Raw genomic sequence first — 21289 nt, forward strand, 5'->3', positions numbered from 1 at the left:
GGTTTCCCGACCGGGGCTTTGGTTGCGTGGACCTGAGGGGATTCGAACCCCTGGCCCCCTCGATGCGAACGAGGTGCGCTACCGGACTGCGCCACAGGCCCTTGCAACGAGTGAAACTCTAGCATCCCGATCGCCGTGCTTGGAAATCCGTTCCCGGGCCCCGGGTGAGCTGCCGATCGGGGGCGACGTCGCAGGTGGGACGGGGAGCACCCCCGTCCCGCCGCGTGGCGTCACTCGTTGGCCGCCCGGGGGCGCCCGCCGTCGTCGTACTGGTCGAACAGCGGCGTACGTCCGCGTTCGCGCGAGCGGCGGGCGGACGCCGCCCGGCGGGCGTCGCTCCGGCCGCCGCCGCCGTCGCGCTCGTCCGTCTGCCCGGCGTCGTCCGCGTCGGCACCCGGCGCGGCACCGTCGTCCGCCGCCCCGACCCCCTCGGCCTCGGGCTCCGGCTCCCGGGCCACGGAGCTGGACCGCGCGGAGCTCCACGCGTCCGGCCCGCCGAGATCCACGTCGGAGGTGGCGCGGGGGGCGACCGGCGCGGTCACGTACGTCGGCAGCGGCACCGGCACCGGGTCCCAGCTCTCGCCCGGGCCCGGCCGCCGCTGGCGCTCCCGCTGCTGGTCGACCCACTCCGCGTGGTCGGTCTGCTCGACGAGCGCGCGCCGGTCGGCGGCGAGCGCCGCCGAGAGGGCGGAGTCGGTCTCCGGGTCATACCCCTGCTCGGACTCTCCGGCGTCCGGCTCGGCCCGCGGGCCGGTCTCGGCCGCCGCCCGCCGACGGGACTGGCGGCTGCGCTCCCGCAGGCGCTGGGCCGCGACCTCGGCGCGGCGCCGGTCCATCTGGAAGGCGAACCGCCGGCGCTCCTGGGTGCGGAGGTAGGCGATGTAGGCGCTCAGCAGCACGGCGGGCACGGCGGGCGCCCAGAGGAACGCCAGTCCTCCGACGGCCGCGACGATCGCGCCGAGCGTGAAGGCGCCGAAGAGCAGGACGGTCGTACGCCTGCGGCGCGCCAGTGCCTTCGAGCGCTTGGCACGGGCGGCGGCGGCCGCCTGCGCCGAGGCGGCACGCCGGTCGTCGGGTACGCGGGTGCGCTTCGGGGCCCCGTGGGGTTCGGGGGCCGGCGCGCCGTGCCGGTCGTGCGCCGGTTCCTGCGCCGCTTCGCGCACCGGCTCGCGTCCGGGTTCGTGCGCCGCTTCGCGCGTCGGTTCGCGTGTCGGTTCCGGGTGCTCCGGCGCCTGGGCCGGTACCGCCGCCTGTGCCCGCGGGCGGGTCGGGGGCATGGCGAAGGCCCGGACGTCCACCGAATCGGTGACGACGTCCGGGACGCCGGCGTCGGGCTCCCCCTCCTCGGCGGAGCGCGCCTGCAGGTCCTTGGCGTATCGGCGCTCCATACCCGCCCTTCCGGACAGCAGCCGGATGGCGGTGCTGAAGCGTTCCGTCGGACGGGCCTCGTTCAGCTCGTCCTGCCTACGGAGCCACATCGGCACCAAGTAGGCGGCCCAGGCCCCGACAATGACTGCGTAGATGAGGCCGCTGCTGCTCACGTCTCACACGGTAGAGGGGTTTACGTGAGGCCATCCGCCAATTGAGCCGGTGTGTCGCACGATCTGGCTGATATTTCGAGCTTTTTTTGCGACCGATGCGATCAGCAGGCCGTCGCAGGCGCGAATTTAATGCCTGAGACGGTCACTCCCCGATCAATTTCGAACATTTATTCAATTACCGGGGCCGTGCGGGATTCCCTGGTCCCGGGGCACGCTCTGGGGCCGGGTCCGCCGCCAGCGACTCAGCAGCCCCTCCGGCACCTCCTCCGCCGTGAGGGCGAAGACGAGATGGTCCCGCCACGCCCCGTCGATGTGGAGATAACGGGGCCGCAGCCCCTCCTCACGGAATCCGAGTTTCTCCACGACCCGGCGGCTCGGCCTGTTCTCGGGCCGAATGCAGACCTCGACCCGGTGCAGTCCGACCGTGCGGAAACAGTGGTCCACGACGAGCGCGACCGCCGTCGGCATCACCCCGCGCCCGGCCACGGACTGGTCCACCCAGTAGCCGACATGGCCCGAGCACATCGAGCCCCAGGTGATGCCCGCCACCGTCAGCTGCCCGACCAGGCGGCCCTGGTACTCGATGACGAACGGCAGCATCCGGCCCGCCCTCGCCTCCGCGCGCAGATGCCGGACCATCTGACGGTAGGTCGGCCGGTGCGTGATCGGCCCGCTGGGCGTGGGCGGCGGGATGGTCGCCTCCCAGGGGCGCAGCCAGTCACGGTTGCGCCGGTTGACCTCACGCCACGTCCGCTGGTCGCGCAGCTTTATCGGCCGCAGGACGACATCGCCGTCCACCAGCTCCACCGGCCAGGACGCGCTGTTCAGCTCGCACCCCCACTACTGGCGCCGGGCCCGGGATGGTCGCCGCCCCGGATCTGGTCGACGGCGTGCACCAGCAGGGGCTCCAGCACGGCCAGGCCGTCCTTCACCCCGCCGGTCGAGCCCGGCAGGTTGACGATCAGGGTCGAGCCGGCCACTCCGGCCAGGCCCCGGGAGAGCGCCGCGGCCGGCACCTTCTGCCGTCCGTACGCCCGCACGGCCTCCGCGATGCCCGGCACCTCCCGGTCGATCACCCGGCGGGTGGCCTCGGGGGTGCGGTCGGTGGGCGAGATTCCGGTACCGCCGGTGGTGACCACGACGTCGTACCCGGCCTCGACGGCGGCGCGCAGCGCGGCCTCCACCGGATCCCCGTCGGGCACGACCTGCGGCCCGTCGACGGCGAACCCGAAGCCGCGCAGACCGTCGGCGACCAGCGGGCCGCCCCGGTCCTCGTACACCCCGGCGGCGGCCCGGTTGGAGGCGGTCACGACCAGGGCGGCGTACGGAGCGGTCAGGGCACCGCCGGGCGCCGGCGCGCTACTCATGAGCGGCTCCAGTCGCCCGACTTGCCGCCTGTCTTCTCCTCCACCCGCACGTCCGTGATGACCGCCTCCTTGTCGACGGCCTTGACCATGTCGACCACGGTGAGCCCGGCGACACAGACCGCGGTGAGGGCCTCCATCTCGACGCCCGTGCGGTCCGTGGTGCGCACCGTGGCCACGATCTCCACGGCGTCGTCCGCGACCGACAGGTCCAGTTTCACACCGGACACCGCCAGCGGGTGGCACAGCGGGATCAGGTCGGGGGTGCGCTTGGCGCCCATGATGCCCGCGATCCGCGCCGTGGCCAGGGCGTCGCCCTTGGGCAGCCCCTCGCCGCGCAGCAGTTCGACCACGCGCGGCGAGACCAGGACCCGGCCGGCGGCGCGGGCGGTGCGCGCGGTCACGGCCTTGTCGGACACGTCGACCATACGGGCGGCGCCCGCGTCGTCGAGGTGGGTCAGTCGGTCCTGCACAGGCGGTCCGGGGGTCTCCCCCCGGGAAGGCACAGTCATGGTGTGGCGCACTCCCGGTCCGGGCCCGTCGCGGTACGGCGCACGGGCCTGTTGTGCGCGACACGGTACCGCCAAGCCGGGACGCGCAGCGGGCCAGGACCGTCCTGCGAACGGGTACCCGCGGGGCTCAGCCGAGCAGGACGACCTCGACCTCGGTGCCGGGCTCGACGGAGGTCACGTCCTCGGGGACGACGATCAGCGCGTCTGCATGGGCGAGGGCGGCCACCAGATGGGATCCGGAACCGCCGACCGGCCGGACGGTGCCGTCGTCGCAGTGGCTGCCGCGCAGGAACTGCCTGCGGCCCGCCGGGGAGGTCAGCGCCTTGTCCGCGGCCAGGGTCGCGCGCATGGTCGGCCGGTGGACGTCCGCGAGCCCCATGAGGGTGCGGATGGCCGGCCGGACGAACAGCTCGAAGGAGACGTACGACGACACCGGGTTGCCGGGCAGGGCCAGCAGCGGGATGTGGTCGGCGCCGATGGCACCGAAGCCCTGGGGCTTGCCGGGCTGCATGGCGAGCTTGCGGAACTCGATGCCGCTGCCCGGCTCGTCCTCGTCGCCGACGTGCGACAGCGCCTCCTTGACCACGTCGTACGCGCCGACGCTGACGCCGCCCGTGGTGACCATGAGGTCGGCGCGCACGAGCTGGTCCTCGATGGTGGAGCGGAGGATGTCGGCGTCGTCGGCGACGGCTCCGACCCGGTAGGCGATCGCGCCGGCGTCGCGCGCGGCCGCGGTGAGCGCGAAGCTGTTGGAGTCGTGGATCTGCCCGCTGCCCAGCTGCTCGCCGGGCTGGACCAGTTCGCTGCCGGTGGACATGACGACCACGCGCGGTCGGGGCCGTACCCGCACGGTGCCGCGGCCGATCGCGGCGAGCAGGGCGATCTGCGAGGGTCCCAGGACGGTGCCCGCCTCCAGGGCGAGGTCGCCCGCCCTGACGTCGCTGCCCTTGGCCCGCACATGGGCGCGTGCCTCGGCGGGCCGGTGCACCCGCACCAGTCCGCGGGCGCCGCCGGGGTCGAGGCCTGCGGCCCGCATCCCGCTGACCGGTCCCTCGCCCAGTCCGCCGTCGGTCCACTCCACGGGGACGACCGTCTCGGCACCGGGCGGCAGCGGCGCGCCGGTCATGATGCGGGCGGCCTGGCCGGGACCCACGTGGAGCAGGTCGCGCTGGCCGGCCGCGACGTCCCCGACGACGTCCAGGACGGCCGGGAACTCCTCGCTCGCGCCCGCGACATCGGCCACCCGTACCGCGTACCCGTCCATGGAGCTGTTGTCGAACGGCGGCAGGGACCCCGGAGCCAGGACGTCGTCGACGAGGACGCAGCCCTGGGCGTCGAGGAGTTGGAGCTCGATGGGTTCCAGGGGACGGACGGTGGCGAGGATGTCCTGAAGGTGCTCGTCCACCGACCAGATGCGGTCCTGGCCTGCGGTGCGGGACGCGGCGGTGCTCAACGGCGTTACATCTCCTCGGCTACGTAACTGCGAAGCCAGGTCCGGAACTCCGGGCCCAGGTCTTCACGTTCGCACGCGAGTCTGACAATGGCACGCAGGTAGTCGCCTCGGTCGCCGGTGTCATAGCGGCGGCCCTTGAAGACGACGCCGTGCACGGGTCCGCCGACCTTCTCGTCCTGCGCCAGCTGCTGGAGCGCGTCGGTGAGCTGGATCTCGCCGCCGCGGCCCGGCTCGGTGGTGCGCAGTATGTCGAAGATGTGCGGGTCGAGGACATAGCGGCCGATGACCGCGTAGTTCGACGGGGCGTCCGCCGCGTCGGGCTTCTCGACCAGGCCGGTCACCTTGACGACGTCGCCGTCCTCGGTGGCCTCCACGGCCGCGCAGCCGTAGAGGTGGATCTGCTCGGGCGCGACCTCCATGAGCGCGATGACGCTGCCGCCGCGCTGTTCCTGGACGTCGACCATGCGCGCCAGCAGCGGGTCGCGGGGGTCGATCAGGTCGTCGCCGAGCAGGACGGCGAAGGGTTCGCGGCCCACGTGCGGGGCCGCGCACAGCACGGCGTGGCCGAGGCCCCTGGGGTCGCCCTGACGCACGTAGTGCATGGTCGCGAGGTCGCTGGACTCCTGCACCTTGGCGAGCCGCGCGGCGTCGCCCTTCTTCTGGAGGGCGGACTCGAGCTCGTAGTTGCGGTCGAAGTGGTCCTCGAGCGGACGCTTGTTGCGGCCCGTGATCATGAGGACGTCGTCGAGGCCGGCGGCCACGGCCTCCTCGACCACGTACTGGATCGCCGGCTTGTCGACGACCGGCAGCATCTCCTTGGGAGTGGCCTTGGTGGCCGGCAGGAACCGGGTGCCGAGGCCCGCTGCGGGAATGACAGCCTTGCTGATCCTGGGGTGCGACTGGGTCATGGCCGACACCTTATCGGGTGCCTTTGTGAAGAATCTGTGGTCCGGATTAATTTCGGCTCACATGCACGTATTGAAACCTTATAGGAGTACTTTATGCATCGCCGCAGGCCTCCAGCCCATTCTGACAAGCAGACGTTGCGACGCGAGCTCCTCCAGGTGAGAAACAGGTTTACCGCGGATGACGTGGAGGCGGCGGCAGGCGCGCTGGCGGAGCGGGCGCTGGAACTGCCCGAACTGGCCCGCGCGGGCACGGTGGCCGCCTATGTCTCGGTGGGGAGCGAACCCGGGACGCTCGCGCTCCTGGACGCGCTGCGCGCGCGGGGGGTGCGGGTGCTGCTTCCGGTGCTGCTTCCCGACAACGACCTGGACTGGGGCGAGTACGCGGGAGCGGAGTCCCTCGCGCGCGTGCGGCACGGCGGGAAGATGGCGCTGCTGGAACCGGCGGGCGAGCGCCTGGGCCCGGACGCCGTGACCGCGGCGGACGCGGTGCTGCTGCCCGGCCTCGCCGTCGACGCGCGCGGCATGCGCCTGGGCCGCGGCGGGGGTTCGTACGACCGGGTGCTCGCCCGGCTGGAACGCGCGGACGCCCACCCCGCGCTCGTGGTGCTTCTCTACGACCCGGAGGTCGTCGGGCACGTTCCCGAAGAGGCGCACGACCGGCCGGTCCACGCGGTGGTGACACCGTCGGCCGTGCGCCGCTTCGGGAACGTCTGACTCAGCCTCGGCTCAATCCGTCGGATCCGCTCACGGCTTGAGCTCCAGCGTGTCGCTCGTGCTCGCGTCGACCGCCTTCTGCGAGAACGACCAGGGCAGCAGCTCACCCGCGGCCCACTTGTCCGTCTGGTCGGTGTAGTGGGCGCTGTAGGCGTGCCCGGAGGCACCGGTGAGGTTGATCCACTTCGACTTGTCGAGATCGGCGAGGTTGACCACCATCCGCATCGACGGCACCCAGACGACGCCGTAGCCGCCGGCCGCGTTCCAGCCGGTCGCGTCCACCGCCGCCTCGCCGCCGCCGAGCTCCCAGGGTCCGCGGTTGAGGGCGTACTGGATGAAGGAGGGACCGGCGGTGCCCAGGGTCTGGTTCTTCAGGAACAGACGGTGCAGCCGGCCCCAGTTCCAGGTGTCGATGTCCTTGCCGAGCTTGGCGGTCAGCTCCCAGCGGGCGTCGATCATGGCCCGCTTGAACAGCTTGTCCCGGTCGTTGTGCGCCCCGGGGCGGGTGCCCACCGCGGGCGTCGTCCACCAGTCGCTGTTCTTGTCGTTCAGCAGCTGGCGCACGACCTCGAACCAGCGGTCGCCGCCGTCCGGCTGCGCCTGGTCGGCCTCGCGCTGGCCGCACTCGCGCACCTTTTCGGTGTCGTCCACCGCGCTGGTGCTCTTCGCCGGGGTCACGTACAGGCACTGGCCCTCGACCCGCAGCTCCTTGGGCAGCTTGTTGCCGAAGGCGAGCTTGATGATGTTGCGCCAGACCGCGTTGAAGTACGCGGCGGCCGCCGAATCGGGGTCCTGGGTGTAGTCCCAGCCCTCCAGGAGCTTCTGCGCCTGGCGGACGTCCGGGTCGTCGATGTCGATATCGCGCAGCGTCGGGACGAGCAGCGTGGCGATCTCGCTGGAGTTGTCCAGCTGCATCTGGCGCATGTCGTCGGTGGAGATCTTGCCGCCGCCGTCGATCTTGCCCTTGATCAGGCTGTTGATCCGCTGGCTGCGGGTGCCGTAGCCCCAGTCCGTGGTGAGCGTGTAGGGGTAGGCGTCCTTGTCGACCACGGCCTGGTTGGCGGTGACGATGTAGCCGCGCTTCGGGTTGTACTCGTAGGGCAGCTCGGAGGCCTTGATGTAGCCGGTCCACTTGTACTTCGAGTACCAGCCCGGCGCCGGGACCGAGCCGTCCTGGCCCTTCGCGCGAGTGGGGATCTTGCCCGGCAGGGTGTAGCCGATGTTGCCGGAGGTGCCGGCGCCGTCGGCGTAGATGAGGTTCTGCGAGGGCACGTCGAACTTCTTCGCCGCGGCCCGGAAGTCGCCCCAGTCGGCCGCCCTGTCCATCGCGAAGACGGCATCCATGGAGGTGCCCGGGTCGAGGGCGGTCCACCTTAGCGCGATGCCGTAGCCGTCGCCCCGGTCGGGTGCCTCGGTGCCGACACCGGCCTTCTTGCCTACCTCGACGAGCTCGTCGTCACGGTCGGACAGCAGCGGCATGCCGTCGGCGGTCTGGCGTACGACGATCTTCTTGGACGCGCCGCCGGCGACCTTGATGGTCTCCGTACGGGTCGTGAAGGGCTTGGTCTTGCCGTTGTACAGGTAGCCGTCGCCGCTGAGCTTCTCCAGGTAGAGGTCGGTGACGTCGACGCCGGAGTTGGTCATGCCCCAGGCGATGTTCGCGTTGTGGCCGATTATCACGCCGGGCATGCCCGCGAAGGTGTAGCCGGCGACGTCGTACTGGCACTTGGCGGAGACCGTGCGGCAGTGCAGGCCCATCTGGTACCAGACCGAGGGCAGCGCGGGCGACAGGTGCGGGTCGTTGGCCAGCAGCGGCTTGCCGGTGATGGTGTGCTCGCCGGAGACGACCCAGGAGTTGGAGCCGATCCCGTTGCCGTTCACGCCGACCGCCGTGGGGAGGTCGTCCAGGAGCTCGTACAGGCCCGAGAGCTGGCTCTGGAGAGCAGCCCCGTCGGCGCTGGAACCGGAGGTGCCGCTCCCGGAGGTGCCGCCCGAGCCGCTCGTGGAACCGCCCTGCTCGTACGTGCCGGACTGCTCGTCGTACTTACCTTCCTGGACGATCGTCTTGTTCCGGTCGTACGGGTACTCCGGGTACAGATCGGCGATCTGCTTCGGGCCGAGGCGGCTGGTCATCAGGGACCGGTCGATCTCGTCCTGCATGTTGCCGCGCAGGTCCCAGGCCATCGCCTTGAGCCAGGCGACCGAGTCGACGGGGGTCCACTCGGTGGGCTTGTAGTCGTTGGTGAACCCCAGAGCGGCGTACTCCAGGGAGATGTCCTTGCCGTCCTTGCCCTTGAGGTAGGCGTTGACCCCCTTGGCGTACGCCTGGAGGTACTTCTTCGTGTCGGCCGACAGGGTCGTGTCGTACTCCTGCTTCGCGACCCGGTCCCAGCCCAGGGTGCGCAGGAACTCGTCGTTCTTGACCTGGCTCTGGCCGAACATCTCCGACAGACGGCCGGAGGTCAGGTGCCGGCGCACGTCCATCTCGTAGAACCGGTCCTGCGCCTGGACGTAGCCCTGCGCCATGAACAGGTCCTCGTCGGAGGAGGCGTAGACCTGCGGGATCCCGTTGCCGTCGCGCTTGACGTCGACCGGTCCCGAGAGGCCGTCGAGGGTTATCGAACCCGTGGTCTGCGGGAAGGAGGCCCGGACCGTGCTGATGGACCAGTACGCCCCGTAGGCCACGCCACCAATGATGGCCAGCACCAGGACGAGCACGAAGAGGCGCAGTTTGCGCCCCTTCTTCCTGCCGGACTTGCCGGGCTTGTCACCCGATGTGGCGGTGGTGTTGGGGGGCATCGCTGTCCTTGCTGTCCTAACGCGAGCGGCAGGCGGTCCTGGAGTGCTGGAGCAACCATAGGCGCAGGGCCTGTGGCCGCTTGACGCGGAGTCGGGATCTGGCACGGACGGACGTTCGATCCCGAGTCGGCGAGTGTCAAGAAATCGTCAAGAGTTAGGTAAGGTAACGAAGTACTTGGGGATGCGGCGCGCGAACGCCGTGTCCGATGTACGTGTGCGCCCCTCGCGCTGCCGCGCGTGAGCCAGGGAAGGGAACGGCCACTGACTGTCCACCACCTCAACCAGCTCCTGCTCGCCTGCTCGCTCGTCCTGCTCGTCGCCGTCGCGGCCGTCCGGATCTCCTCGCGCAGCGGGCTTCCCAGCCTGCTCGTCTACCTGGGGATAGGCGTCCTCATGGGCCAGGACGGCATCGGCCACATCAACTTCGCCAGCGCCGAGATGACCCAGGTCATCGGCTATGCGGCACTCGTCGTGATCCTGGCCGAGGGCGGTCTGGGCACGAAGTGGAAGGAGATCGAACCGGTCCTTCCGGCCGCCGCCGCGCTGGCGCTGGGCGGGGTGGCGGTGAGCGTCGGGGTGACGGCGGCCGGCGCGCACTACCTGGTCGGGCTCGAATGGCGGCAGGCGCTGATCATCGGGGCGGTGGTGTCCTCCACGGACGCGGCGGCGGTCTTCTCCGTGCTGCGCAGGATCCCGCTGCCCGCGCGCGTGACGGGCATGCTGGAGGCGGAGTCCGGCTTCAACGACGCCCCGGTGGTCATCCTGGTCGTCGCCTTCTCCACCGCGGGCCCCTTCGAGCACTGGTACGTCCTGATCGGCGAGATCGTGCTGGAACTGGCCATCGGTGCCGCCATCGGCCTCGCGGTGGGCCTGCTGGGCTCCTGGGGCCTCAGGCACGTCGCCCTGCCCGCCTCCGGTCTCTACCCGATCGCGGTCATGGCCATCGCGGTGATGGCCTACGCGGCCGGTTCCCTGGCGCACGGCAGCGGCTTCCTGGCCGTCTACCTCGCCTCGATGATCATGGGCAACGCCAAGCTGCCGCACTGGCCGGCCACCCGCGGCTTCGCCGACGGGCTCGGCTGGATCGCGCAGATCGGCATGTTCGTCCTGCTCGGCCTGCTGGTCACCCCGCACGAACTGGGCGACGACGTGTGGCCCGCCCTGGTCATCGGCCTGGTGCTGACGATGATCGCGCGCCCGCTGGGCGTCGTGCTCTGCCTGACCCCGTTCCGGGTGCCCTGGCAGGAGCAGACCCTGATGTCCTGGGCCGGACTGCGCGGCGCCGTGCCCATCATCCTGGCCACGATCCCCATGGTGAACGGCGTCGCCGGCAGCCACCGCATCTTCAACATCGTCTTCGTGCTGGTCGTCGTCTACACCCTGCTCCAGGGGCCGACGCTGCCCTGGCTGGCCCGCAAGCTGGAACTGGGCAAGGGCGCCGAGGCCGCCGACCTCGGCATCGAGTCCGCGCCCCTGGAGCGGCTGCGCGGACATCTGCTGTCCGTCGAGATCCCGGCCGAGTCGAAGATGCACGGCGTCGAGGTCAACGAACTGAGGCTGCCGGCCGGGGCCGCGGTCACCCTCGTCGTGCGCGACGGGACCTCGTTCGTGCCGTCGCCGACGACGGTGCTGCGGCGCGGCGACGAACTCCTCGTGGTCGCCACGGACCCGGTCCGCGACGCGGCCGAACAGCGACTGCGCGCGGTGGGCCACGGCGGCAAGCTGGCCGGCTGGCTGGGCACGGACGGACCCGCCGGACCGGGCGGAACACGCGGAGTGCGGTAGCGGGGCGGTCCCGTTGCGGCTCCGCGCGGCCGACGCTGCGCATTAAGGGCATGTTTCGTACGGTTCACGCCCCAGCCGTTCACAGGTGGACGCCTCGACAGTGCTCGCTTTCACAGGTGTGCCGGGCACTGGCCCCTGTAGCATGAAGGCTCACCTTGATCGAACCAACTCTGCCTGACGCAGTGCTGGCGCGACCGTATGGCGGCCGGGAAGCCCCTCTCAGAACAGGCCCCGGCATCTACCGCAGTTCCGCGCGAGAGGACAGCGCTCGGCGCCCCCGCACGGGCGCGCTACCAGGCGGCAGAAAGGCACGGGCCGTGGCATCCACGGTCACCGACGAGCCGTCGAAGTACTCGCCGGACTCTCCGTCCCGCCCCGGATACGGGTCGCTGCTGCGCACCCGCGGCGCCTGGACGTTCCTGCTCCCGGGCTTCGCCGCGCGCCAGCCGTTCGCGATGCTCACGATCTCCATCGTGCTGCTCGTGCAGCACACCACCGGCTCGTACGGCGCCGCGGGCGCCGCGGCCGCCGCCACCGGCGTCTCCATGGCCCTGTTCGCGCCCTACAGCGGCCGACTCGCCGACCGCTACGGACAGCGCGCGGTCCTGCTCCCCGGTGTCCTGGTCCACACGTTCTCCGGGCTGACCCTCACGGCGCTCGCGCTGGCCCACGCGCCCCTGTGGGCGCTGTTCGCGGCGGCCGTCCCCACCGGTGCCTCGGTGCCGCAGATCGGGCCCATGGTCCGGGCCCGCTGGGGCGTGAAGCTCAAGGACTCCCCGCTGATGGCGACCGCGGCGGCCTTCGAGTCCGTCACGGACGAGCTGACCTTCGTCCTCGGCCCGCTGCTGGCCACCGCGCTGTGCACCGCCGTGACCCCCTCGGCGGGCCTGGTCGCGGAGGCCTCGCTGACCCTGGTCGGCGGTCTGCTGTTCGCCGCGCGCAAGAGCACCCAGCCTCCCGTGACCGCCCACGGGCACGCACGCGTGGCGCACGAGTCCGCCCTGCGCGTGCCCGGCGTGCGCGTGCTGGTCGTCACCTTCCTGGGCATCGGATCCGTCTTCGGCGGCATGCAGGTCTCGCTGGCCGCGTTCACCGAGTCGATCGGCGAGCCCGGCCTGAACGGCGTCCTGTACGGGGTGTTCGCCGCGGGCAACATGCTCTCCGGCCTGGTCTGCGGCGCGATCGCCTGGCGGGCCGCCCCGCAGCGGCGCCTGGTCGTCGGCTACGCGGCCCTCGCGCTGACCGCCTCCGGCCTCTGGGCCGCGCACTCGGCCCTGGTCCTGGCCGGGCTCGGCCTGCTGGTCGGCATGAGCATCGCGCCCTCCCTGATCACCGGCTACACCCTGGTCGAGAAGCTGGTTCCGGCGGGCGCCCGCACCGAGGCCTTCACCTGGCTGACCGGCGCGGTGGCGCTCGGCCAGGCGGCCGCCGTCACGGTCGCCGGACAGCTGGAGGACCGCCTCGGCGACGGGACCGGATTCCTGGTGCCGATGGGCGGCACGGTGCTGGCGCTGGCGACCCTGATCGCCCTGCGCTCAAGGCTCGCGGTACGCCCGAGCGGCCGCACCGTCGCACGTGGCGTCGGTCACCGAGTGCCGATGACGGTGGACTGAGCCCCGGGAATACGTCAGTATGGACCGTCGTTAGCACTCATCGAGTCAGAGTGCCAGGAGGAAGACAGTGCCGACCTACCAGTACCAGTGCACCGAGTGCGGCGAGGGCCTCGAGGCGGTGCAGAAGTTCACCGACGACGCCCTGACCGTCTGCCCCAACTGCGATGGCCGCCTGAAGAAGGTGTTCTCCGCAGTCGGCATTGTCTTCAAGGGCTCCGGTTTCTACCGGAACGACAGCCGCGGCTCCTCGTCGAGCAGCTCGCCGGCCGCGTCGAAGTCGTCGACGTCCTCGGACTCGAAGTCGTCGTCCACCACGTCCTCGGCCTCGTCGTCGTCGGACTCGAAGGCGTCGAGCTCCAGCTCCTCGGCCGGCAGCTCCGCCGCATAGGCCAGGCCTTCGCACACTGCACCGGGACCCCGCCGTCGCACGACGGCGGGGTCCTGCGCGCTCCGGCAGCGGGGTCCAGTGCGCTCCCTACGGCGAGGCCTGGTGGGTTCGCGGTACCGACCGGCGCTCCCCCGCGGGCGCCCGCTACTGTGCTGACCATGGCGAACGCAGAGCTCGACGTCAGCGCGGAGATCGGTGTCATCGGCGGCTCCGGTTTCTACTCGTTCCTCGACGACGTGAGAGAGATCCAGGTCGAGACGCCCTACGGGCCGCCCAGCGACTCCCTCTTCCTCGGCGAGATCGCGGGCCGTCGAGTGGCCTTCCTGCCCCGGCACGGACGCGGCCACCATCTGCCGCCGCACCGCATCAACTACCGGGCCAACCTGTGGGCCCTGCGCTCGGTCGGCGTGCGGCAGGTCCTCGGCCCGTGCGCCGTGGGCGGACTGCGCCCCGAATACGGGCCGGGCACCCTGGTCGTGCCCGACCAGCTGGTCGACCGTACGAAGTCCCGGATCGGGACGTACTTCGACGGGCTGCCGCTGCCGGACGGCACGGTGCCGAACGTCGTGCACGTGTCCCTGGCCGACCCCTACTGCCCCGCGGGGCGCACGGCCGCGCTGAAGGCGGCACGCGGACAGGACTGGGAGCCGGTGGACGGCGGCACGCTCGTCGTGGTCGAGGGACCGCGCTTCTCCACCCGCGCCGAATCGCTGTGGCACCAGGCCCAGGGCTGGTCCGTGGTGGGCATGACCGGCCACCCCGAGGCGGCGCTCGCCCGTGAACTGGAGCTCTGCTACACGTCCCTGACCCTGGTCACGGACCTGGACGCGGGCGCCGAGTCCGGGGAGGGCGTCTCGCACGACGAGGTGCTGCGGGTGTTCGCCGCGAACGTGGACCGGCTGCGCGGTGTGCTGTTCGACGCGGTGGCCGCACTGCCCCCGGCCGGGAAGCGCGACTGCCTGTGCCCGACGGCGCTCGGCGGAATGGACCCGGGGTTCGAACTGCCGTAACCGGGGGCGGGTTCGCACCGCCGTAACCGGGGGCGGGTTCGCACCGCCGTGGCCGAGGGCGGGTTCGCACTGCCGTAACCGGGGGCGGGTTCGCACTGCCGTGGCCGAGGGCCGGGGAGGGCGGAACCGCCGTGACCGAGGGCGGGGGCGCGGGCGCGGGCGGAACGTCTCGTTCGGGTGGGGGAGTTGTCCACAGTCCGCCGGTGGTCCACGGGCGTCGGCGGGCCGTGGCGCGAGGCCTCATCGTGGGGGCACAGGCCGATCCCACGTCGCAGGCGGTGATCCCGATGCCCTTCCCTCCCCCCGACCCTCCGTTCCCGACGCGTCTCCCTCCCCCCGGCTCTCCCCTCCCCTCGCCTCCTTCTCCCCTATCGGCGCCTTCCGCGGGCGTGCCCTCGCCCCGCCCGCCCGGCACCGACGCCCCCGCCACCTGCGAGGTACCGCACTTCGGTCCGGTGCGCATCCGGGGCGCACGGCACCGGCTGCACCGGCTCGTACGGCACCGGGAACGGGCCTTCGCGCTCGGCATCGCCGTCACCGCGGCCGCGCTGGTGGCGGCCGGCCCCCAGGACACCGAGCGAGCCCGCGGCCGTCCGCACCGGGCCACCCCCGGGGAGCAGGCCGACGGTGCTCCCGCCGGGCGGCAACGCGCCGTCGAGACGGTGACGGCACCGGTGCGGATCGCCGACGCGGCCACGGTCCGGCTGCTGCGTCCCGGCGACCGCGTCGACGTCATCGCCGCCGGCCCGGCGGCCACGGGCGGGGACGCCCGGGTGGTCGCCCGCGGCGCGCTGGTGACACGGGTGCCCGCACCGGTGGACCCGGCCGAGGGCGGCGCCCTGGTGGTGCTCTCCGTGGAACGCGACACCGCGGCCCGTCTGGTGGGAGCCGCCACGGCCGAGCGGCTGGCGGTGACGCTGTGCTGAGGCAGTCCCTCCATGGCCAAACCCCGCCAAGTCCCCCTTCCGAGGCACCCGATGAGGCAAGGCCGACCCGCTCTGCCGTAGGTTGCGGAGCGCTTTGTTCCACAGCCTGTGCACGCGAGAAGAGGGCCTTAGGTGAGCGTAAAGAAGGAACCGGGCGTCTGGCAGGGCTTCAAGGCCTTCCTGATGCGCGGAAACGTCGTCGACCTGGCAGTGGCGGTGGTGATCGGCGCAGCCTTCACCAACATCGTCAACTCGCTGGTGAAGGGCATCATCAACCCGCTGGTCGGCGCGATCGGCACGCAGAACCTCGATGCCTACAGTTCGTGCCTGAGCTCGTCCTGCAAGGGCAACCAGGGCATCCGGCTGCTGTGGGGGTCGGTCCTCGGCGCCACGCTGACCTTCCTGATCACGGGCGCGGTCGTGTACTTCCTCATGGTCCTGCCGATGTCGAAGTACCTGGCCCGGCAGGAGGCCCGCAAGAAGGCGAAGGAGGGCACGCACGAGGTCATCGAGGTGACCGAGCTGGAGGTACTCAAGGAGATCCGCGACGCCCTGGTCGCGCAGCGCGGCCCCGGCTACAACGGGCCCTCGCACCGCGGTTACGACGGACGCCAGTAGGACCGTCCGGCACGCGGACGGCGGCCGGCGGCCCTCACCGGGATCAGATGTGGTGGGGCGGCTTCTCGTCGAGGAAGCGCTTCAGGTCGGCCGCGCTGTCGCCGTCCGTGCGCGGCCGTTCGCCCCAGCCGCGGTCCGTGTCGTCGGCGGACGGCCGGTCCAGCGGGTCGTCGAAGATCAGCGCGGCCTTCGGGTCGCGCGGCTCGGGGGCGGATTCGGTCGTCATGCCTCCAGGGTACGGCCCTGGAGGCACCCGCCCGCCGTGCCCACGACGCCTGCCGGCACGAGGCCGTACAGGAACTTTCCGCACGCATCTGCTGTGCTTGGGCGCATGACCTCCAGCCCGGCCCCGCGGCCCACGCCCCCAAGACCGCCGAGAGGCCTCGTCGCACGCAGGCGCGACGAGACCCACCGGGTCGCCTCCCCGCTCGAGCTCTTCTTCGACCTGTGCTTTGTCGTGGCCATCGCACAGGGGGGCGCCGAGCTGGTGCACTCCCTGGCGGAGGGTTACGTCGGACAGGGCGTACTGAACTACGCGATGGTCTTCTTCGCCATCTGGTGGGCCTGGATGAACTTCACCTGGTTCGCCTCGGCCTACGACAACGACGACGCCCTCTACCGGATCGTCACCCTCGTCCAGATCTCCGGTGTCCTGGTGCTGGCCGCCGGGGTGACACAAGCCTTCGAGCACCATGATTTCACCGCCGTCTTCATCGGCTACGTGATCATGCGGCTGGCGATGGCCGCACAGTGGCTGCGGGCGGCACGGACCGCCGAGGGCGCCGAGCGGCGCACCGCGCTGCGGTACGCGGGAGGCGTGCTGGTCTGCCAGGTCGGCTGGACCGGCCTGGTGCTCCTGCCGGCACACGCCCGTCCCTGGCTGTTCCTGGTGATGGTGATCGCGGAACTGTGCGTACCGGTCTACGCGGAGCGCTCCTTCACCACGAGCTGGCACCCGCACCACATCGCCGAACGGTACGGCCTGTTCACGATCATCGTGCTCGGCGAGACAGTCGCCGCGGCCACGGTCGCGGTGAAGACGGCCGTGAACGAGCACGACGCGCTGGGCGAGTTGCTGCCGATCGCGGCCGGCGGTCTGCTGATCGTGTTCTGCGCGTGGTGGATCTACTTCGTGGTGCCGATCCACGGGTATCTGCACACCAGCAGAGAGTCGTTCCTGTGGGGCTACGGCCACTACCTGATCTTCGCCTCGGCGGCCGCGATCGGTGCCGGCCTCGAACTGGCCGTGGAGCAGACGGTGGGCCAGGCGCACATCTCCGCCCTGGCCGCCTCGGCCGCCGTGACGCTGCCCACGGCCCTCTACCTGGTCGCCCTCTGGGCGCTGCACGCACGGCACTTCAAGGTGGGCATCGCCCAGCAGTCGGTCCTGCCCGCCACGGCGCTGCTGGTGATCTGCTGCACCTTCCTCGGCACGTGGGCGGTGCTCACGACGGGCCTGGTGCTGGCGCTGGGGGTGGCGGCCGGCTCGACACTGACGGCCCGTAGGCACACCGGACGGGACCGTACAACCGGAACCGCCCCGACCGCATGACGCAACGGCCCGCGGGGCGTCGGGCGGAGCGACACTGATCCTCATGACAGTCGACGCTTTGACCGATGTGACCGGTGTGCGGGTGGGGCACGCGACACGCACCGGAGACGGATGGCTCACCGGCACCACGGTCGTGCTCGCCCCGCAGGGCGGGGCCGTCGCCGCCGTGGACGTGCGCGGCGGCGGCCCCGGCACCAAGGAGACCGACGCCCTCGACCCGCGCAACCTGGTGCAGCGGGTCGACGCGATCGTCCTGACCGGCGGCAGCGCGTACGGGCTGGACGCGGCGTCGGGGGTGATGGCCTGGCTGGAGGAGCAGGGGCGCGGAGTGTCCGTGGGAACGGACCCGGCGCACGTCGTGCCGGTGGTGCCCGCCGCCTGTGTCTTCGACCTGGGACGCGGCGGCTCCTTCCGGGCCAGGCCGGACGCGGCGACCGGGCGGGCCGCGGTCGAGGCGGCCGCGGCGGCCGCGCCCGGCGCCCCCGTGCCCGAAGGGTGCGTGGGCGCGGGCACGGGAGCGGTGGCCGGGGCGCTCAAGGGCGGGGTCGGCACCGCGAGCGCCGTCCTGGAGTCGGGGATCACGGTGGCCGCGCTGGTGGTGGCCAACGCGGCGGGCTCGGTGCTGGATCCGGAGACCGGCGTGCTCTACGGGGAGTTCTTCCAGGGGCGTGTGGACTATCCGTCGGCGCAGGTGCACCGGGCCGCGCGCCTGCGTCTCGCCGAGGCCGCGCGCGAGGACACGCCTCCTCCGCTGAACACGACGCTCGCGGTGGTCGCCACCGACGCCCGGCTGTCGAAGGCCCAGGCACAGAAGCTGGCGGGCACGGCCCACGACGGGATCGCGCGCGCCGTACGGCCGGTGCATCTGCTCCACGACGGGGACACCGTGTTCACCCTGGCGACGGGGGCACGCCCGCTCGACAGCGAGCGCCCGCGCGCCCTGAACGAGCTCCTCGAAGCGGGCGCGGACCTCGTGACACGGGCGATCGTGCGCGCCGTGCGGGCGGCGGAGCCGGTGGACGGACCGGGGGGCGCGTGGCCGTCGTACGAGACGCTCTACGGGACGGAGGCCGGCCGGGGCGGCGGCCGGAAGCGCTGACAGGCCAGCGGCCACGGCGACACGAGCACCGGCACCGGCACCGGCACCGGCACCAAAATCGCCTGTTACCCGGGGAGTTGATGACGGATTCCACATGGGACTGTCCTGGTTCTGTCACGTGACGCCGTTCCGGGCGACGGCCGGGAACCCCCCTCGTGCCGGGTCACTCCTTCTCCACGTATGTGAGCGGAACCCGTACACCACACAGACCTGGAGCAGATCGTGACAACGCCGAAGAAGTCAGCGCGGCGCGTACTGGGGGCCTGTGCCGCCCTGATCGTCGGCACCCTCACCCTCACCGCCTGCGGCGGCGACGCCAACGCCGGGACCGCGGACGACAAGGGCGGCACGAGCGCCGCCAGGACGTCCACGGCGAAGATCGCCATCTCGGCCGCGGACGGCTCGACCGGCGCGTCGGTCAACTCGACCGGCGTGCGGGTCAGCGGCGGCACCCTGACCGACGTGAAGATGACGGTCGCGGGGACCGGGCAGGCCGTGGACGGCTCGCTGTCCGCCGACGGCGGCAGCTGGAAGCCGAAGAACCGGCTGGAGCGCGGGACCAAGTACCGGATATCGGCGACCGCGAAGGACTCGGACGGCCGTACCTCCGCCGCGAACTCCATCTTCACCACCGTCTCGTCGGCGAACAGCTTCATCGGCACGTACACGCCCGACGACGGCACGACGGTCGGCGTCGGGATGCCCGTGTCGTTCACCTTCGACAAGGCCATCACCGACACGAAGGCCGTCCAGTCGCACATCAAGGTCACCTCCAGCAGCGGGCAGCAGGTGGTCGGGCACTGGTTCGGCGCGCAGCGGCTGGACTTCCGCCCCGACCACTACTGGAAGGCGGGCTCCAAGGTCACGATGAACATCGATCTGGACGGCGTGCAGGGCGCCGACGGCGTCTTCGGGGTGCAGAAGAAGACCGTCACCTTCACCATCGGCCGCTCTCAGGTCTCCACGGTCGACGTCGACACGCAGACCATGACGGTGGTCCGCGACGGCCAGACCCTCAAGTCGGTCCCGATCTCCTCGGGCAGCCCGGAGCACACCACGTACAACGGCCAGATGGTGATCTCCGAGAAGTTCACGGAGACCCGGATGGACGGATCGACGGTCGGCTACGGCGGCGAGTACAACATCTCGGACGTGCCGCACGCGATGCGCCTGACCAACTCCGGCACCTTCGTCCACGGCAACTACTGGTACCAGAAGTCCGCCCCGCCCTTCGGGCAGTCCGGCACCAGCCACGGCTGCGTGGGACTCCAGGACGTGGAGGGCGCCCAGGGCGACACGCCCGCCAAGTGGTTCTACGACAATTCGCTCATCGGGGACGTCGTGGTGGTCAGGAACTCCCCCGACAAGACCGTGGCGCCGGACAACGGACTCAACGGCTGGAACATGCCGTGGGACGAGTGGACCGCGGGCAGCGCCGTCTGACGGCAGGCCTCCCGGTCGCGCCGAAAGATGAGAAATTCCTTTTGACCAGCGGTTTTTGACGGTTCGACGGGCCGCACGGGAACTCCTCGCGCGGCCCGCGCGTTTTCCTGGCGTACGTTTTCCCGGTTCCCGGACATGATGTCCGACCGAGGGGCTACGGTATGCACCCACAAGGTGACATGCAGCAACGCCAGGAGAAACCTTGAGCGTTCCGTACGAGACCGCAGCGTACGAACCACCCGAGTCGCCCGAGTCTCCGGAAGAGCACCTCGCGCGACTTCTCGGTCGTGCCCTGAACTCCTTCGAGCTGCCCGACGAAGTGATCCGGCGTCTCGACTGCGCGCTGGCGCACGACAGTTCGCTGCACTCCGCGCACCACAGCGCGGGGCTGCACCGCGAGACCTACCGGCACACCTGGCTGCTCGCCGACGGCTCGGCACTGACGCTGTGGGAGCTCGTCCACAACACCGCGGCGGGCAGCGACCCGCACCACGAGGTGTACGTCGACGAGGAGGAACTGCGCACCGCCACTTCCCGGCTTCCCTTACCGCCGGACGCCCCCGACTTCGAACTGCCGGTGCTGGTACAGCTCTCGCCGATCCCCCAGCCGCGGCACGCCTACACGCCCGACGACTCGGCGGACCACGCGCGTCGGCTGCTGCGCCGGGCGGAGAACCCGGACCGCCCGGGCCCGGACACGGCCGAACTGCTGGCGTCGGCGTTCGCCCACCAGATCACCCAGGCCTTCGGCCGCCCTTGCCGCGCGGGCCGGATCGGCCTGTGCTTCGCGCTCTACGAGCACGCGTTCCTGCTGCGGGACGGCCAGGAGATCGCTCTGTGGGAGGTCGAGCACACGGAGACGCCCGACGGCCGGCACATGTGCGAGGTCTACCCGAGCGAGGACGCGGCCCGCGAGGCGATGGAACGGCGCGCGGCACGCCACTCCTGACGGACACGGCACGTCCCGACGGACACGGCACGCCGCCTCCGACGGACGCCACGAAGCCCGCCCGGGGTTCGGCCCGCCCGGTCAGCCGCCCGCGCCGAACCGCCTGACCAGGCCCGCGAAGGCGTCCTCCTCCGCCGGAGTCAGCTCCACGGACTCCAGTTGCGGGCCTGCCTGCCGCTGGGCCGGAAGCGCGGACAGCACCGAGGGTGCGGGCAGCACGGGGAAGGCGGCCAGGTCGGCCCGGCGACCGGAACGCCACCCGGAGGTCCCGCCGCGGCCCTCGCCGGGACCGCGCCGCAGGACGCGGGTCAGGCACATCACCCAGACGACCGCCGCCGCCAGGGCGAGCACCGCCACACCGGCCAGCTGAGGGATCGAGAGATGCTCTGGCATGCGGTCCAGTAGACACCAGCGGTCGCGCATCAGGCCCGTACCGTGACGCATCTCGCAGACACGGCAGTTGTCGCAGTTGCGGCAGACGCGGCGATTACGACAGTCGGTAAGTCCTCCGACACCTGCGGAAGATCGGTGCGGACAGGTGCAGACAGGTGCCGGGCAACTCGCATCACCCCGGAGGGACATGCGGACGGCCGCGGTTCCCGGTCTCCCGGGAAC

The 21289-nt window shown here is 71.5% G+C and carries 20 protein-coding genes and 1 tRNA gene; 11 read left to right on the forward strand and 10 right to left on the reverse strand.

Going from position 1 to position 21289, the window contains the following annotated elements:
* Positions 1 to 27: 27 nt before the first annotated feature.
* The 7 genes from ABT085_RS24990 to galU form a co-directional block, all read right to left on the reverse strand.
* Positions 28 to 101 (reverse strand) — tRNA-Ala (locus ABT085_RS24990).
* A 129-nt stretch (positions 102 to 230) separates the two neighbouring features.
* A complete protein-coding gene (sepX, locus tag ABT085_RS24995; RefSeq protein WP_351612009.1) occupies positions 231 to 1541 on the reverse strand; it encodes a divisome protein SepX/GlpR in 1311 nt (436 codons plus the stop codon).
* 171 nt (positions 1542 to 1712) lie between these two features.
* Complete coding sequence (locus tag ABT085_RS25000; RefSeq protein WP_351612011.1) at positions 1713 to 2348, reverse strand: GNAT family N-acetyltransferase; 636 nt, start codon at positions 2346 to 2348, stop codon at positions 1713 to 1715.
* 17 nt (positions 2349 to 2365) lie between these two features.
* The gene (locus ABT085_RS25005; protein ID WP_351612014.1) at positions 2366 to 2908 is read right to left on the reverse strand and encodes a MogA/MoaB family molybdenum cofactor biosynthesis protein; all 543 of its coding nucleotides are present in this window, start codon (positions 2906 to 2908) and stop codon (positions 2366 to 2368) included.
* Positions 2905 to 3417 carry a cyclic pyranopterin monophosphate synthase MoaC gene (gene moaC, locus ABT085_RS25010; protein WP_351612017.1) on the reverse strand — a complete coding sequence of 171 codons (513 nt, stop codon included), beginning with the start codon at positions 3415 to 3417 and terminating at the stop codon, positions 2905 to 2907. The genes ABT085_RS25005 and moaC overlap by 4 nt, the downstream gene beginning before the upstream one ends.
* Before the next feature lie 127 nt (positions 3418 to 3544).
* Positions 3545 to 4870, reverse strand: coding sequence for a molybdotransferase-like divisome protein Glp (glp, locus tag ABT085_RS25015; protein WP_351612019.1), 1326 nt, complete (start codon positions 4868 to 4870; stop codon positions 3545 to 3547).
* Positions 4871 to 4875: 5 nt separating this feature from the next.
* Positions 4876 to 5778, reverse strand: a complete 903-nt coding sequence (galU, locus tag ABT085_RS25020; RefSeq protein WP_351612022.1) for a UTP--glucose-1-phosphate uridylyltransferase GalU — start codon at positions 5776 to 5778, stop codon at positions 4876 to 4878.
* 93 nt (positions 5779 to 5871) lie between these two features.
* Here galU and ABT085_RS25025 point away from each other — a divergent pair, with 93 nt between their 5' ends.
* Complete coding sequence (locus ABT085_RS25025; RefSeq protein WP_351612024.1) at positions 5872 to 6492, forward strand: 5-formyltetrahydrofolate cyclo-ligase; 621 nt, start codon at positions 5872 to 5874, stop codon at positions 6490 to 6492.
* A 30-nt stretch (positions 6493 to 6522) separates the two neighbouring features.
* Here ABT085_RS25025 and ABT085_RS25030 read toward each other — a convergent pair whose 3' ends face one another.
* Positions 6523 to 9291 carry a penicillin acylase family protein gene (locus ABT085_RS25030; protein ID WP_351612027.1) on the reverse strand — a complete coding sequence of 923 codons (2769 nt, stop codon included), beginning with the start codon at positions 9289 to 9291 and terminating at the stop codon, positions 6523 to 6525.
* A 228-nt stretch (positions 9292 to 9519) separates the two neighbouring features.
* Here ABT085_RS25030 and ABT085_RS25035 point away from each other — a divergent pair, with 228 nt between their 5' ends.
* From ABT085_RS25035 to mscL, 6 genes are all read left to right on the forward strand, one after another.
* On the forward strand, positions 9520 to 11076 hold the full coding sequence (locus ABT085_RS25035) for a potassium/proton antiporter (RefSeq protein WP_351612058.1): 1557 nt from the start codon (positions 9520 to 9522) through the stop codon (positions 11074 to 11076).
* A gap of 317 nt (positions 11077 to 11393) precedes the next feature.
* Positions 11394 to 12689 (forward strand): MFS transporter, encoded by a 1296-nt coding sequence (locus ABT085_RS25040; RefSeq protein ID WP_351612030.1) that lies wholly within the window; start codon positions 11394 to 11396, stop codon positions 12687 to 12689.
* A 67-nt stretch (positions 12690 to 12756) separates the two neighbouring features.
* Positions 12757 to 13077: an FmdB family zinc ribbon protein gene (locus tag ABT085_RS25045; protein WP_351612032.1), complete on the forward strand. Its 321-nt coding sequence runs from the start codon at positions 12757 to 12759 to the stop codon at positions 13075 to 13077.
* Between the two features lie 158 nt (positions 13078 to 13235).
* Positions 13236 to 14087 (forward strand): S-methyl-5'-thioadenosine phosphorylase, encoded by an 852-nt coding sequence (locus ABT085_RS25050; RefSeq protein WP_351612034.1) that lies wholly within the window; start codon positions 13236 to 13238, stop codon positions 14085 to 14087.
* A gap of 389 nt (positions 14088 to 14476) precedes the next feature.
* On the forward strand, positions 14477 to 15013 hold the full coding sequence (locus ABT085_RS25055; protein WP_351612040.1) for a CpaB family protein: 537 nt from the start codon (positions 14477 to 14479) through the stop codon (positions 15011 to 15013).
* Between the two features lie 132 nt (positions 15014 to 15145).
* Positions 15146 to 15631, forward strand: a complete 486-nt coding sequence (gene mscL, locus ABT085_RS25060; protein ID WP_351612042.1) for a large conductance mechanosensitive channel protein MscL — start codon at positions 15146 to 15148, stop codon at positions 15629 to 15631.
* Positions 15632 to 15674: 43 nt separating this feature from the next.
* Here mscL and ABT085_RS25065 read toward each other — a convergent pair whose 3' ends face one another.
* Complete coding sequence (locus ABT085_RS25065) at positions 15675 to 15857, reverse strand: hypothetical protein (RefSeq protein ID WP_152895089.1); 183 nt, start codon at positions 15855 to 15857, stop codon at positions 15675 to 15677.
* Positions 15858 to 15962: 105 nt separating this feature from the next.
* Between ABT085_RS25065 and ABT085_RS25070 the strand changes: the two genes are divergently transcribed.
* The 4 genes from ABT085_RS25070 (at position 15963) to ABT085_RS25085 (ending at position 20674) form a co-directional block, all read left to right on the forward strand.
* On the forward strand, positions 15963 to 17183 hold the full coding sequence (locus ABT085_RS25070; protein ID WP_351612045.1) for a low temperature requirement protein A: 1221 nt from the start codon (positions 15963 to 15965) through the stop codon (positions 17181 to 17183).
* Positions 17184 to 17226: 43 nt separating this feature from the next.
* Positions 17227 to 18282: a P1 family peptidase gene (locus tag ABT085_RS25075; RefSeq protein ID WP_351612048.1), complete on the forward strand. Its 1056-nt coding sequence runs from the start codon at positions 17227 to 17229 to the stop codon at positions 18280 to 18282.
* A gap of 222 nt (positions 18283 to 18504) precedes the next feature.
* Entirely contained in the window at positions 18505 to 19725 is a 1221-nt protein-coding gene (locus tag ABT085_RS25080; RefSeq protein WP_351612051.1) for a L,D-transpeptidase, read from the forward strand.
* Positions 19726 to 19927: 202 nt separating this feature from the next.
* Positions 19928 to 20674, forward strand: a complete 747-nt coding sequence (locus tag ABT085_RS25085; protein WP_351612053.1) for a DUF6227 family protein — start codon at positions 19928 to 19930, stop codon at positions 20672 to 20674.
* A gap of 81 nt (positions 20675 to 20755) precedes the next feature.
* Here the strand turns inward: ABT085_RS25085 and ABT085_RS25090 are convergent, their stop codons facing one another.
* Entirely contained in the window at positions 20756 to 21067 is a 312-nt protein-coding gene (locus ABT085_RS25090; RefSeq protein ID WP_351612056.1) for a hypothetical protein, read from the reverse strand.
* Positions 21068 to 21289: the final 222 nt, after the last annotated feature.

The sequence above is a fragment of the Streptomyces sp. NPDC002265 genome (assembly GCF_040296125.1).
Taxonomy (GTDB): Bacteria; Actinomycetota; Actinomycetes; order Streptomycetales; family Streptomycetaceae; genus Streptomyces.

Coding starts and splice junctions, on each gene's coding strand:
- ABT085_RS25005 (WP_351612014.1), bottom strand. CDS start 2,908: ATGAGTAGCGCGCCGGCGCCCGGCGGTGCCCTGACCGCTCCGTACGCC.
- moaC (WP_351612017.1), bottom strand. CDS start 3,417: ATGACTGTGCCTTCCCGGGGGGAGACCCCCGGACCGCCTGTGCAGGAC.
- galU (WP_351612022.1), bottom strand. CDS start 5,778: ATGACCCAGTCGCACCCCAGGATCAGCAAGGCTGTCATTCCCGCAGCG.
- ABT085_RS25025 (WP_351612024.1), top strand. CDS start 5,872: ATGCATCGCCGCAGGCCTCCAGCCCATTCTGACAAGCAGACGTTGCGA.
- ABT085_RS25030 (WP_351612027.1), bottom strand. CDS start 9,291: ATGCCCCCCAACACCACCGCCACATCGGGTGACAAGCCCGGCAAGTCC.
- ABT085_RS25050 (WP_351612034.1), top strand. CDS start 13,236: ATGGCGAACGCAGAGCTCGACGTCAGCGCGGAGATCGGTGTCATCGGC.
- ABT085_RS25065 (WP_152895089.1), bottom strand. CDS start 15,857: ATGACGACCGAATCCGCCCCCGAGCCGCGCGACCCGAAGGCCGCGCTG.
- ABT085_RS25070 (WP_351612045.1), top strand. CDS start 15,963: ATGACCTCCAGCCCGGCCCCGCGGCCCACGCCCCCAAGACCGCCGAGA.
- ABT085_RS25075 (WP_351612048.1), top strand. CDS start 17,227: ATGACAGTCGACGCTTTGACCGATGTGACCGGTGTGCGGGTGGGGCAC.
- ABT085_RS25090 (WP_351612056.1), bottom strand. CDS start 21,067: ATGCCAGAGCATCTCTCGATCCCTCAGCTGGCCGGTGTGGCGGTGCTC.